This window comes from Winogradskyella sp. UBA3174, assembly GCF_002364335.1.
Lineage (GTDB): Bacteria > Bacteroidota > Bacteroidia > Flavobacteriales > Flavobacteriaceae > Winogradskyella.
The window spans coordinates 23,646-37,056 of the sequence record NZ_DEXW01000064.1; the positions used below are offsets into that span (position 1 = coordinate 23,646).

Genomic DNA, 13,411 nt, shown 5'->3' on the forward strand with positions numbered 1-13,411 from the left:
ACTAAGATACGACTAAACCATATACACTTTATTAACCAAAATGTTAAATAGTTGACCTATATTTTATTATCTCTAATTCTAAAGACTTTACATACGCTCAGGAACCTCAATCCCTAAGATTTTAAATGCATTCTTTATAGTTTGCCCAACAGTTTGAGACAACGCTACTCTGAAACCTTTTTCTAAGTCTGAATCTGCACCAAGAATGGATACATTTTGGTAAAATGAATTAAAATCCTTCACTAAATCGTAAGTGTAGTTTGCGATTAGCGCAGGACTATGTTGGTCTGCAGCACTCTGAATTACCTCTGGGAAGTTTTCTAATTGCTTTATTAATTGTTTCTCTTTATCGTGAAATTGCATCTCAACTACGTTTAGTGCAATATATTCTTTTACATCAGCCTTTCTTAAAATAGATTGAATTCTCGCATACGTATATTGTATAAACGGTCCTGTGTTTCCTTGAAAATCAATAGATTCTTTAGGATCAAACAAAATTCGTTTTTTAGGATCTACTTTTAAGATGTAATATTTTAAAGCACCTAAACCAATGGTTTTATAAAGTTCTTTCTTTTCAGCTTCTGAATAATCTTCAAGCTTACCGAGTTCTTTAGATATCTCTTCAGCAGTATCTGCCATTTCTTTAATTAAATCATCTGCATCTACTACAGTTCCTTCTCTACTCTTCATTTTTCCACTTGGCAAATCTACCATACCATAGCTTAAATGGAATAAGTTTTTTGCCCAATCAAAACCAAGCTTCTTTAAGATTAAGAATAAGACCTTAAAATGATAATCTTGCTCATTACCAACAGTATAAACCATACCACCAACATCTGGATAATCTTTTATACGCTGAATCGCAGTTCCAATATCTTGGGTCATATAAACCGCGGTTCCATCGCTACGTAAAACGATTTTTCTATCTAAACCATCTTCTGTTAAATCACACCAAACCGAACCGTCAGTATCTTCTTCAAAAACTTTTGTTTTAAGACCTTCAGCAACAAATTCTTTTCCTAATAAATACGTATCGCTTTCATAATAATAAGTATCAAAATCTACACCAATATTTTTATATGTTACATCAAAACCATCATAAACCCATTGGTTCATTTTTTTCCAAAGTGAAACAACTTCGTTATCACCAGCTTCCCATTTTCGTAGCATTTCTTGAGCTTCAAGTAAAATTGGAGCATTCTTTTTTGCTACATCTTCAGACTGTCCTTGAGCAACTAATTCTGAAATTTCAACTTTATAAACTTGATCAAACTTCACATAATAATTACCAACCAACTTATCGCCTTTCAATCCTGTAGATTCAGGAGTTTCACCATTTCCAAAACGTTGCCAAGCCAGCATACTTTTACAAATATGAATTCCTCTGTCGTTTATAATTTGTGTTTTGTAAACTTTTTTACCAGAAGCTTTTATAATTTCTGCAACGCTGTAACCTAACAATACATTTCTTACATGTCCTAAATGCAAAGGTTTATTGGTATTCGGTGAAGAATACTCAACCATTACTGCCTTTTCATCATTTACTTCAGAGAAACCATAATTAGTTTCACCTTTTATAGACTGAAAAAAATCTAAATAGTAACTATCACTAATTTCTATATTTAAAAAACCTTTAACGACATTAAACCCTAGTACTAAATCTACATTATCTAGTAAATACTGACCTACTTGTTCACCTATAACGACAGGATTCCCTTTTACCACGCGTAACATCGGAAACACAACAATAGTAATATCACCAGCAAATTCTTTGCGAGTTGCCTGAAACTCTACCGATTCTAATTCTGATTGAAACAACACTTTTATGGCTGCTTTTACATGTAATTTTAAAGTCTGTTGAAGATTCATTATCGTCTTGTATTTTGGCGTTATAAAACGCTTGCAAAGATAGAAGTTTTATTATTCTATTGAGATTTTGAACATTCTTAATTTATTGACTCTAAAGCAAGTTAATTAAATATCTATTATGAAGGAAAAACAGGTACAATTACACGACTTTAATCGCACCGAAATCTAATTCATTTTCTTCATAAAGCATAACGTGTTTTAAACCAATTTAAGCATAAAAATCTGATAATCAACACAATAGATAAATAGTGCATTTCATCGATGATTAGGTAGTTTTCCTATGATTTCTACCGTTGGTCGATATGGCTTTTCTTTTTAAATTTTCATTGGACGCTTTATCTAATTTATTGGTATTAAATCCTGATTATTAGTGTATTTGAAGGTATAGTGCGATTTTTGGTTTGCTATTAATCAATGTCCCAAAACATTAATGAGGCTTAATTATCAAACATTAATAACGTTGTTATTGTTTAGTGTTGACTTACTTTTGATATCCCTCCATAAAAGTCACATACACCAAAACATCGCACTTCGTCTTATTCGTATAAGAGGATGAAGCAATTAATGACATTAGTTGTACTTCTTGTATCACTATCCGTTTTTTCGCAAAACGAGAGAATAGATAGTCTTACGATACAATTAGCTTATCAAAACCAAGATTCTTCTAAGGTTGATACGTCGCTAATGCTCATTAAAGAACTTTACAAAGCCGAAGATTATAAAAAAGCGACGCTATTTGTAAACCAAACTTCAAAACTTTCAAAACAAATAAACTATACTAAAGGACTAGCGGGTAGCAACTACTTTAGAGCATTAATCTTTGCCAACCAAAACGATTATTATAATGCTATAGATAACTATAATAAATCTAGAAACTATTACTTACAGATTAGGGACACACTTGGTGTTGCTAAAGTAAGCAACAGTATAGGGCTCTTAGAGATTAAACGTGGCAACTACGCTAAAGGCCTTAAAAATTCACTATCAGCTATAGCCATTTTTGAAAAACGCAATTTAAAGAGTGAATTAAGCACTGCTTATAATAATTTAGCAGAAGCTTATTATAAGACTAATCAAATAGATAAAGCCATAGATTTTAATTTTAAGGCTTTAGAAATTCGCAAACAAACTAGTGATAGAAGTGGAATTAAATTATCTACTAAAAATATAGCCGACTTATATTCGATAAGAAAAGAACACCGCAAAGCTATTGAGTACTACGAAAATGTACTCGAAATTTTAAATCCTGAAACTGATCAAGATTTACGTGGTGAAATTTTACCAAAACTTGGAAGTGAATATTTAAGATTTAATGAATATGAAAAAGCCTCTATGTATTTAGTAGAAGGTTTAAAATACAATCGAAAACAAGATAATAAAGAAGGCCTTTTAAGAGCATTAAATGCTATTGGAAACTTAAATCTTCAAAAGAAGAAAGTAAAATTAGCAGAGCTTCAATTAAATGAAGCTTATGATATTGCTCAAAAAATTGATAATAAAACTGAACTTTTAGAAAACTATAAACTTCATGTTGCTTTAGACTCAACACGTGGTTATTATCAAAATGCATTCTTTTGGCAGAATAAATATTACGATCTTAAAGAAGAACTATCTAAAACAGATCAACCAAAATTTCCAACAGATATTAAGTCATTAGACTTGACTAATAATGAAGAGAATGCGATTTTTTTAAATATTGAAAACAACAAACCTGCAAACGTATCTTGGTTAAATAATCCAATACTTATTTACGGTCTTATCATTGCAATTCTATTTTTATCCACCTTACTGTTACTTAATTTTCTAAAAAGTAAAAAGCAAAAAATTACTATTGCCAAACAAGTAGAAAAACTAGAGCAAGAACAAGTTAGAAATGAAGCTATACTAGAACAGACACATTATCTTGAAGAAGTTAACCAAGTAAAGGATAAGTTATTCTCAATTGTTTCTCACGATTTGAAGGATTCTATTTCCTCAATAAAAGCCTTTTTAGATTTATTAAAAGAAGACAGTATTTCTAAAGAAGAATTTGATGAATTAATACCTGAGTTAAGTGAAAACGCAAATAATGCATCTTCACTTTTATTCAATTTATTAAACTGGTCTAAATCTCAAATGCAAAATTTAGAGCCAAAACCAGTGTTGTTTAATATCCAAGATGTGTTTCATACTAAAATGGCATTGGTAGAGCAGAAAGTAGAAGATAAACGTATTGTATTTATTGATGAGTCGCAACGCGATTTTGTTTACGCAGACAAGAGTATGGTAGAGATTGTGATTCAGAATTTAATAACCAACGCTGTTAAATTTAGTAGAACTGGCGATGTTATTACAGTTTCTAACCAAGATGTTGATGGAAAAGCATTAATCTGTATAGAAGATACAGGTGTTGGTATATCTCGAGAAAATATTGACAAGCTTTTTAATGCTAACAAAAACTTTACTACTGTTGGTACTAAAAACGAAAAAGGGACTGGTCTTGGTCTTACAATTGCTAAAGATTTAGTAGAACTAAATGAAGGCAAGATTTGGGTTGAAAGCACACAAAATGTTGGTAGCAAATTCTTTATTGAACTACCAAAAGCAGCGTCACAAGCTTAATTAAACTCTTGGTAAAAACACCTCTGCCATCATACAACGTGCACTACCACCTCCACATGTCTCTATAGACTCTAAAGAACTTGAAATTATAGGACAATGATTTTCAATACTTTTAATCTGATTTTGAGTTAAGCTTTTGTGAGCCGCTTCACTCATTATTAAATAACGCTGATTATTATTGCCTCGTAATTGTAGCATATTACCCGCAAATTGATGCATCTGTGCTTCTGTTATAGAAATCACTTCTTTACCATCTTGCTTTAAATGTTTTACTACATTTTTACGCTCTTTTTTATCATCAATTGTATCTAAACAAATCACAGCAAAGTTTTCTGCCAAACACATCATAACATTAGTATGGTAAATAGCTAAACGTTCATTATCTACAGTTTGGTTAGCTGTAAAAATAATAGGTGTATATTCAAAATCTTCGCAGAATTCTATAAACAAATCTTCATCAGCTCTTGGCGATAGTGTGCAATACGCTTTTCTATTTACACGATCCATTAAAATGCTTCCTGTACCTTCTAAAAAATAACCTTCGAGTTCTGCAGATGAGTAGTCTATAATATTTTTAATTTTAAAACCTTCGGCTTCTAGTCTAACAAATACTTCATCTCTGCGCTCTCGTCTTCTATTTTCAGCAAACATTGGGTATTTAGCTACATCGCCATTACTATGAAAACTAACCCAATTATTAGGAAATATAGAATCTGGTGTATCCATAAGTTTATCATCATTCTCAACAATAACATTAATACCAACAGCTCTTAATTTTTCTACTAACGCATCAAACTCTTGTTGCGCTTTCTTATTAATTTCAGCATTTTTTATATCTAAATCTTCCTGAAAATAATTATTTACGGCAGTTTGTTCATTCATCCTGAAACTTACAGGTCGAATCATTAAAATAGTATCTGTTGTTTGTTGCATTTGTATATTTTTTAAAACGACGCTAAATTAGTCTTTTTACAATTTCAAATTTAAGCTGAGCATCTTTATTTATTTAAAATTGTTAAGTTTGAAGTATAATCTAATAGAACATGAAAAAACTCATAATTCTTTTATTAATTATTACATCCTGTACAGATAAAACAGAGCAAAAATATGATGCAAAAACAGATATTGATTTCACAACTGCTTTTGAAAAAAGCAAGGGTTTAGAAACTGCTACTTATAAGCAAACTATTAAATATTACAGGGATTTAGCAGACAGCTATTCTGAGGTTTCAATTGAAGCTATAGGCGAAACCGACTCAGGGAAACCGCTGCATATTGTGACATTAAACATGACTGGTTCTAATGATGATTTTAAAACTATTAGAAAATACAACAGAATTCTATTAATAAACAATGGTATTCATCCTGGCGAATCTGACGGTATCGATGCAACAATGCTATTATACAGAGATATTGTACAAGGCAAAATTGAAGCTCCAAAACGCACGGTTTTAGTCACTATTCCTATTTATAATATTGGAGGAAGCTTAAATAGAAATTCCGGAACACGTACTAATCAAAATGGCCCAAAAGAATATGGTTTTAGAGGTAATGCACGTAACTACGATTTAAATAGAGATTTTATAAAATCTGACACTAAGAATGCAAGAGCCTTTGCACAGATATTTCATTTAGTACAGCCAGATGTTTTTATTGACAACCATGTAAGCAATGGCGCAGATTACCAATATACTCTAACACATCTCTTTACACAACACAATAAATTAGGTGGTAAACTTGGAGCTTATCTACATACGCAAATGATGCCTCAACTAAAGCAAAAACTAGAAGCAAAATCTTGGGATATTACTCCTTATGTTAATGTGTTTAATCGTACTCCAGAATCTGGTTTTTCGCAGTTTATGGATTCACCTCGTTATTCTACAGGCTACACAACCTTGTTTAATACGCTAGGCATGATGGTGGAAACACACATGCTAAAACCTTATAAGCAACGTGTAGAAGGCACTTATGAATTAATGAAAAGCATGCTCGAAATTACCGAAGAACAAGGTGATAGAATTACAGAATTAAGGAATGAACAAGCAAAAACATGGTCAGCAGGAAACACGTATCCTTTAGCTTGGGCTATTGATACAACTAAATCTTCTATATTAAAGTTTAAAGGCTACGAAGGAGAAATGATTCCGAGTGAATTAACAGGTGTAAAACGCCTTAAATATGACGTATCAAAACCTTTCACAAAAGACGTAAATTATCAAAATTATTTTTCACCAACTACAGAAGTTACCATTCCAAAAGCATATATAATTCCTCAAGGCTGGCATAATGTTATAGATTTATTAAAGTTGAATAACGTAGAATTTACACAAGTTGAAAATGACACCACATTAACTGTTCAATCTTATAAAATTGAGGATTATAAAACTAGAACTTCTGCTTACGAAGGTCATTATTCGCATTACGATACTAAAGTAAAAGTCTCGAAGATAAAACTAAGGTTTAGAACAGGTGATTACATTATTATGACCAATCAAAAAGCTATGCGTTATTTATTAGAAACTTTAGAACCAACTGCACCAGATTCATTCTTTAACTGGAATTTCTTCGATACTATTTTGCAACAAAAAGAAGGCTTCTCACCTTACGTTTGGGAAGATAAAGCACAGCAACTTCTAAGAGCTAACCCTAAACTTCAAATAGAATATAATATTAAAGTAAGCTACGAAGAAGATTTTGCTAATAACTGGTATGCACAATTAGATTGGTTACATAAACAAAGTGGTAATTACGAAAAAGCCCATTTGCAGTATCCCGTTTATCGCATAAACTGAAACTTGATTTTGTAAAAAAATAAGGTAACTTTATTTAATAACACATATAAGGCGGATATAGTCTATATTCAATTGTTGACAAACATTTGAGAAATGAAATACCTTAAAATCATAATTGTTCTTTTTCTTCTTACTAGTTGCAAAAAAAACTATTGATAACCATATCGCTATTGGTACTTGGTACTTGGTACTTGGTACTTGGTACTTGGTACTTGGTATATATCCCATAAAGATGGTAATTATTCGGAATATAAAATAACAGATCAATTTATTGTATATTTAATCAAGTCTACGAGAACTCCGAACGAAACTAAACACAACAGCATGTATAGCTAATAAGACACTATTATGGCTTCCTATGAGTCACGCCTCACTCGCCATAAACAGAAGACGTTGTACAACATTAAAAAAACAGGATAATGAAAAAACACTTCGGAATATTATTATTTGTTCTATTAACTTTTTCGTGTAAGGGTCAAACCAATATGAAGAATTTAAAAACTGTTGGTGGTCCTTGTCAGGATTGCGAAGCTACTTTGGATTATAAAATGCTAAACATAACGCCAAAAGCTACTGATACTCTGACTGGTTTTAGTGATACCGAACCTAAAATTAAAATAACTGGAACAGTATTCCAAAAAAACGGAAAGACACCAGCGAAAAATGTTTTACTTTATGTTTATCACGTTGACAGAAACGGAATTTATCAGCCAAGTAATGAACCGGTTGGATGGGAAAAAAGGCACGGACAATATCGAGGGTGGCTAAAAACTGGTAATGATGGAAAATTTACTTTTTATACATTCCGACCAGCACCTTATCCAGAAGTTCAAGAACCTGAACACATTCATATTTATGTAAAAGAGCCAAATACAACACCCTATTACATTGATAGCTATCTCTTTGAAAGTGACCCAACTCTCACGGAAAAAATTAAAGAATCTAAAAAAAATAGAGGTGGTTCCGGAATTATCGAACTCAAAATGAAAGATGGAATCTTGACAGCAAACAGAGATTTGATTTTAGGATTGAACATACCTGATTATGAATGAAAAATGTTGCACAAAACCGTGTGAAATTAATTGCTAAACACGCAACAAACCATATACCAAAGGTTAAACAAACCTATATTAAAATCCTAATATTAGCATAGCTGTTTTCTAAAGCTTTCTCAGATGATTTAGCATCTAACCATTCTACTTTAGTAATACCCTCGTCTTGTTGTGGAAAAAGCTTTCCATCAAATTTGGTGGTCATTTCAAACCAATAAGTTATCTTAATTCTATACTTACCTTGGCGCTTAAAAATATGATAAGTTGTTGGTAATGGTTTCGAAATTTTCAGACCTGAAACACCTGTCTCTTCTTCGACTTCTCTTATTGCTGTTTCTTCAATAGATTCTTTTCCTTCTGTTTTACCTTTAGGCAAATCCCATTTATCATTTCTATATATAAATAGCACTTCATTATTAGCATTACGAACCTTCCCGCCACCAGCAATTACGTTTGGTAATAGTTTTAAAAAGCGTTTTAATAATTTATTGGATTTTTTACCAACAAGATGTACTGCTTTTAATTCTGTAGAGTTAAGTGTTTTAATCACTTTATCAATATCAACAGACTTGAGTAAAAACGATTTAAAATCCGTTTCTTTACTAACTAAATTAGTTAAAATTATAGGCTTATCGCCTACATATATTGTGTACATAGATTAGGGTTGATTAAAACTAAGCTAACGTAAAAATATTATTTTTTATGACACAAAATTTAGAATGAAAATTAATTTATCATTAAAAATAAATAACTTCTAAAATTGATTAATTTTGCGATATGATTTTTAATAAAGATACAGCTAAAAAAACCGCAGAAGTTTTGTTACAAATTAATGCTATAAAACTTCAGCCAACAGAACCATTTGCATGGGCCTCTGGTTGGAAATCACCCATTTACTGTGATAATAGAATTGTACTATCCTACCCTCTTGCAAGAAATTACATTAGAGAAACGATGGCTAAACACATAGAAGCTCACTATGGTAAACCAGATGTTATTGCTGGTGTAGCTACAGGTGCCATTGGTATTGGAGCACTTGTCGCTGAGTATTTAAACCTACCTTTTGTTTATGTAAGGCCTGAAGCAAAGAAGCATGGTCGCCAAAACCAGGTTGAAGGTTACATAGAAAAAGGACAAACTGTAGTAGTTGTAGAAGACTTAATAAGTACTGGCAAGAGCAGTCTTAATGCTGTTATCGCTTTAAATGAAGCCGAAGTTATCGTAAAAGGGATGGTTGCTATTTTCTCTTATGGTTTTGAGGTTGCAGCAAACAATTTTGATGCTGCTAATGTAGAATTGCAAACACTTAGTAACTACGAAAATCTTTTAGAGCAAGCTCTCGATACTAATTATATAACAGAAAAACAACAAGATATTTTAGCACAATGGAATGCCAACCCCAGTGAATGGAACGCTAATTGATATACATATCTCAAACAACTACAATTATGAATTTAGAATCACCAAAAGTAACTTTAGATAAATCTGCAGAAGAAACATTCAACTTTTTATCTAACGTTAAAAATTTTGAAAACTTAATGCCTGAAAACACAAGTAAGTTTGAAGTTTTAGAAAATGATAAATTTCTTTTTGCACTAAAAGGGATGCCAGAAATTATCTTGAAGAAAAAAGAAGTAACACCAAACAGTAAAATCGTTTTAGGTGCGGCTGGTGGAAAATTAGATTTCTCATTAACAGCAAATATTACAGAAGTTAAACCAACTAAAAGTGAAGTTCAGTTAAGTTTTGATGGCGAATTTAATGCTATGATGGCAATGATGATTAAAGGTCCAATCACAAAATTTATTGAGACTTTAGCTACTAATATGAAGACTGCAATCTAGTACAACAGAGTTACTTCTTTTAAATCGAAAGTTTTTATAATAGCATCTTCCGTCCAAACCTTTAATTGGCCTGTGTTTGTAACACCTTTAATAATGCCAGAAAATGTTTCATTATCTGTTTTAAATGTTGAAGGCTTATCTTTTCTAAAAAGCAATGCTTCATATTGAAGTTTTATATCCGTAAATTTCTCTACTTCTAAAAGACTTAAATAAATCTCTAGCTGCTTCAAGATTTCTGAAAGCACTTCGCCTTTATTAAATAAACGACCTGTTACTAAACTCATAGATGACGCTTTAGGCAAATTTTCAAAGTATTTTTGATTTATATTTAATCCAAAACCAATTATAGAACCCTGTAACTTGTTACTTTTAATGACATTTTCTATTAAAATACCGCATAGCTTTTTGTCTGCTGACAAAATGTCGTTAGGCCATTTTATAGATAATTGAGCAATTTTAAATACGCGCAATGCCTTATAAATTGCAACAGAAACTACCATACTTATAAAGAATTGATCTTCAATTTTAAGGTTTGGCAATAGCTTAAACACACTAGCAGTAAGGTTTTTAGAAGTTTCAGCTTGCCATTTTGTGCCCATTTGCCCTCTCCCACCTGTCTGTTTATCTGCCAATACAACGGTATAATCCTTTGGCAAAATACCAGAAACCATATCTTTTAGATAGGTATTTGTAGAGTCAATGGCATCAAGTTTGATTATATACATAAATAGAGTGTTTTATTTTATAGTTTTCTTATGACAATAACACCCTACAAGAACTAAAAAAATAATAACTTTGCACAAATTTAATATAAATTAATGACGAAAGATAAAACCAATGCTGACCAACTCATTACAACTATTATTGGAGGTATAGAAGAGGTTAAAGGTAAAGAAATTATAATCTTAGATTTAAGAGAAATCGAAAACACGGTTTGCGATTATTTTATTGTTTGTGAAGGTACTTCTAATACGCAGGTTAACGCAATCGTCAGTTCTGTACAAAAAACAGTTAGCAAAACCCTAAGAGATAAGCCTTGGCATGTTGAAGGTAGTGATAATGCTGAATGGGTCTTAATGGATTATGTTAATGTCGTAGTACATGTGTTTCAAAAACATATTAGAGAATATTACGATATTGAAAGTCTATGGGGAGACGCTAAAACGACAATAATAGAAACTAGTTACTAAAAAGAGAAAACGCTACTAATGGCAAACGATAATAAAAATTCAAGTAAAAAACCTAAAATAAGTCCTTATTGGATTTACGGAATAATAATAGTGGTTTTTTTATCTATACAAATATTCTCAGGAGGTTTTGGTGATTCAACCGGAAGTAAAACTACACCTTCAGAGTTTTTTGACTATGTACGTAAAGGTGAAGTAGATAAAGTTGTAATTATTAACAACAGAGAAGCAAGAGTTTATTTAACTAAAGAAGCACAGGCTTTAGAAATTCATAAAAAATCTAAGCCCAAATCTTTAATCCCATCTATGGCACCAGTGCCAAATTATAAATTTGAGTTTGGTGACTTAAAGCTTTTCCAAGAAGAAATTGCTGAAATTGAAGCAAAACAGAATATCGATATTAATTTAGCATTTGATACCGAACAAAATGTTTGGGGAGATTTCCTTCTAACATTACTACCATTCGTTCTAATCATTGGTGTTTGGATATTCATAATGCGTCGCATGTCATCTGGTGGTGGTGGTGGTGCTGGAGGACAAATATTTAATATTGGAAAATCTAAAGCAAAACTCTTTGATGAAAAAGCAGATGTAAAAACATCTTTTAAAGATGTTGCAGGTCTAGAAGGTGCAAAAGAAGAAGTACAAGAGATTGTAGACTTTCTAAAGTTTCCTGAAAAATACACAGCCCTTGGTGGTAAAATACCTAAAGGTGCTTTACTTGTAGGACCTCCAGGAACTGGAAAAACATTATTAGCTAAAGCGGTTGCTGGTGAGGCCAAAGTACCTTTCTTCTCATTATCGGGTTCTGATTTTGTTGAAATGTTTGTTGGTGTTGGTGCATCTCGTGTTAGAGACTTATTTAAACAAGCTAAAGAGAAATCACCTGCTATCATTTTTATTGATGAAATTGATGCCATTGGTCGCGCTAGAGGGAAAAACGCCATGTCAGGTTCTAATGATGAACGTGAAAACACACTAAATCAGTTATTAACTGAAATGGATGGGTTTGGGACTAACTCAAACGTCATTGTATTAGCTGCAACTAACAGAGCTGATATTTTAGATAAAGCTTTAATGCGTGCTGGTCGTTTTGATAGACAAATATATGTTGACCTTCCAGATGTAAGAGAACGAAAAGAAATTTTTGAAGTACACTTGCGTCCACTTAAAAAAGAAGAAACACTAGATATAGATTTCTTAGCAAAACAGACTCCAGGGTTTTCTGGTGCAGATATTGCAAATGTTTGTAATGAAGCTGCATTAATAGCAGCTAGAAAAGGAAAGAAAGCAGTAAATAAACAAGATTTCTTAGATGCTGTTGATAGAATTGTAGGTGGTTTAGAGAAGAAGAACAAGATTATTACTCCAGATGAAAAGAGAGCTGTTGCATTCCACGAAGCAGGTCATGCAACCGTTAGTTGGATGTTAGAACATGCTGCACCATTAGTAAAAGTAACAATAGTACCTAGAGGGCAATCTTTAGGAGCGGCTTGGTATTTACCAGAAGAACGTCTAATTGTTAGACCGGAACAAATGTTAGATGAGATGTGTGCCGCCTTAGGAGGTAGAGCTGCAGAGAAGGTGATTTTTGATAAAATTTCTACAGGTGCTTTAAGTGATTTAGAAAAGGTTACTAAACAAGCTAGAGCTATGGTTACCATTTATGGTCTTAGCGAAAAGGTAGGTAACTTAACTTATTATGACTCTTCTGGTCAATCTGAATATGGTTTCACTAAGCCATATAGTGAACGAACTGCAGAGTTAATTGACAAAGAGATTTCTGATATTATAGAAAAGCAATATGACCGTGCTATTAAGCTTTTAGAAAGTCATAAAGACAAGCTTACTGAGTTAGCTGAAATATTACTAGATAAAGAAGTTATTTTTAAGGATAATCTTGAGAAGGTTTTTGGAAAACGTCCTTATGACAAGCCTGAAACAATTTCTAAAATCATCACTGACGAAGAAGAATAGTTATACAATTATACACCATATAAAAAAACTTAAATTGACTAAATGTTAATTTAAGTTTTTTTATATTTGAGAAAATCACTTTAATT

General features: G+C 32.0%; 11 protein-coding genes. 7 read left to right on the forward strand and 4 right to left on the reverse strand.

Annotated elements, in window-relative coordinates:
• Window positions 1–87: 87 nt before the first annotated feature.
• The gene (gene argS, locus B2U95_RS12570; protein WP_296316885.1) at window positions 88–1,869 is read right to left on the reverse strand and encodes an arginine--tRNA ligase; all 1,782 of its coding nucleotides are present in this window, start codon (window positions 1,867–1,869) and stop codon (window positions 88–90) included.
• Between the two features lie 552 nt (window positions 1,870–2,421).
• Between argS and B2U95_RS12575 the strand changes: the two genes are divergently transcribed.
• A complete protein-coding gene (locus B2U95_RS12575) occupies window positions 2,422–4,470 on the forward strand; it encodes a tetratricopeptide repeat-containing sensor histidine kinase (RefSeq protein ID WP_296316886.1) in 2,049 nt (682 codons plus the stop codon).
• On the opposite strand, the gene ctlX is transcribed toward B2U95_RS12575, so the two are convergent.
• Window positions 4,471–5,403, reverse strand: a complete 933-nt coding sequence (ctlX, locus tag B2U95_RS12580) for a citrulline utilization hydrolase CtlX (protein ID WP_296316887.1) — start codon at window positions 5,401–5,403, stop codon at window positions 4,471–4,473.
• A 110-nt stretch (window positions 5,404–5,513) separates the two neighbouring features.
• Here ctlX and B2U95_RS12585 point away from each other — a divergent pair, with 110 nt between their 5' ends.
• Together B2U95_RS12585 and B2U95_RS12590 are read left to right on the forward strand one after the other, a co-directional pair.
• Entirely contained in the window at window positions 5,514–7,265 is a 1,752-nt protein-coding gene (locus B2U95_RS12585) for a M14 family metallopeptidase (protein ID WP_296316888.1), read from the forward strand.
• A 419-nt stretch (window positions 7,266–7,684) separates the two neighbouring features.
• The gene (locus tag B2U95_RS12590) at window positions 7,685–8,317 is read left to right on the forward strand and encodes an intradiol ring-cleavage dioxygenase (protein ID WP_296316889.1); all 633 of its coding nucleotides are present in this window, start codon (window positions 7,685–7,687) and stop codon (window positions 8,315–8,317) included.
• Window positions 8,318–8,390: 73 nt separating this feature from the next.
• Here B2U95_RS12590 and B2U95_RS12595 read toward each other — a convergent pair whose 3' ends face one another.
• Window positions 8,391–8,972, reverse strand: a complete 582-nt coding sequence (locus B2U95_RS12595; RefSeq protein WP_296316890.1) for an NUDIX hydrolase — start codon at window positions 8,970–8,972, stop codon at window positions 8,391–8,393.
• A gap of 122 nt (window positions 8,973–9,094) precedes the next feature.
• On the opposite strand from B2U95_RS12595, the gene pyrE reads away from it, so the two are divergent.
• Window positions 9,095–9,739 carry an orotate phosphoribosyltransferase gene (pyrE, locus tag B2U95_RS12600; RefSeq protein ID WP_296316891.1) on the forward strand — a complete coding sequence of 215 codons (645 nt, stop codon included), beginning with the start codon at window positions 9,095–9,097 and terminating at the stop codon, window positions 9,737–9,739.
• Between the two features lie 26 nt (window positions 9,740–9,765).
• Window positions 9,766–10,161, forward strand: coding sequence for an SRPBCC family protein (locus B2U95_RS12605; protein WP_296316892.1), 396 nt, complete (start codon window positions 9,766–9,768; stop codon window positions 10,159–10,161).
• Here the strand turns inward: B2U95_RS12605 and B2U95_RS12610 are convergent.
• Entirely contained in the window at window positions 10,158–10,886 is a 729-nt protein-coding gene (locus B2U95_RS12610) for a biotin--[acetyl-CoA-carboxylase] ligase (protein WP_296316893.1), read from the reverse strand. The two genes, B2U95_RS12605 and B2U95_RS12610, sit on opposite strands and share 4 nt — an antisense overlap.
• A gap of 93 nt (window positions 10,887–10,979) precedes the next feature.
• Between B2U95_RS12610 and rsfS the strand changes: the two genes are divergently transcribed.
• Window positions 10,980–11,351, forward strand: a complete 372-nt coding sequence (gene rsfS / locus B2U95_RS12615) for a ribosome silencing factor (RefSeq protein WP_296316894.1) — start codon at window positions 10,980–10,982, stop codon at window positions 11,349–11,351.
• 18 nt (window positions 11,352–11,369) lie between these two features.
• Entirely contained in the window at window positions 11,370–13,325 is a 1,956-nt protein-coding gene (gene ftsH, locus B2U95_RS12620) for an ATP-dependent zinc metalloprotease FtsH (RefSeq protein WP_296316895.1), read from the forward strand.
• Window positions 13,326–13,411 lie beyond the last annotated feature (86 nt).

Coding starts and splice junctions, on each gene's coding strand:
- pyrE (WP_296316891.1), top strand. CDS start 9,095: ATGATTTTTAATAAAGATACAGCTAAAAAAACCGCAGAAGTTTTGTTA.
- B2U95_RS12610 (WP_296316893.1), bottom strand. CDS start 10,886: ATGTATATAATCAAACTTGATGCCATTGACTCTACAAATACCTATCTA.
- B2U95_RS12590 (WP_296316889.1), top strand. CDS start 7,685: ATGAAAAAACACTTCGGAATATTATTATTTGTTCTATTAACTTTTTCG.
- rsfS (WP_296316894.1), top strand. CDS start 10,980: ATGACGAAAGATAAAACCAATGCTGACCAACTCATTACAACTATTATT.
- B2U95_RS12595 (WP_296316890.1), bottom strand. CDS start 8,972: ATGTACACAATATATGTAGGCGATAAGCCTATAATTTTAACTAATTTA.
- B2U95_RS12585 (WP_296316888.1), top strand. CDS start 5,514: ATGAAAAAACTCATAATTCTTTTATTAATTATTACATCCTGTACAGAT.
- B2U95_RS12575 (WP_296316886.1), top strand. CDS start 2,422: ATGAAGCAATTAATGACATTAGTTGTACTTCTTGTATCACTATCCGTT.
- ftsH (WP_296316895.1), top strand. CDS start 11,370: ATGGCAAACGATAATAAAAATTCAAGTAAAAAACCTAAAATAAGTCCT.
- B2U95_RS12605 (WP_296316892.1), top strand. CDS start 9,766: ATGAATTTAGAATCACCAAAAGTAACTTTAGATAAATCTGCAGAAGAA.
- argS (WP_296316885.1), bottom strand. CDS start 1,869: ATGAATCTTCAACAGACTTTAAAATTACATGTAAAAGCAGCCATAAAA.
- ctlX (WP_296316887.1), bottom strand. CDS start 5,403: ATGCAACAAACAACAGATACTATTTTAATGATTCGACCTGTAAGTTTC.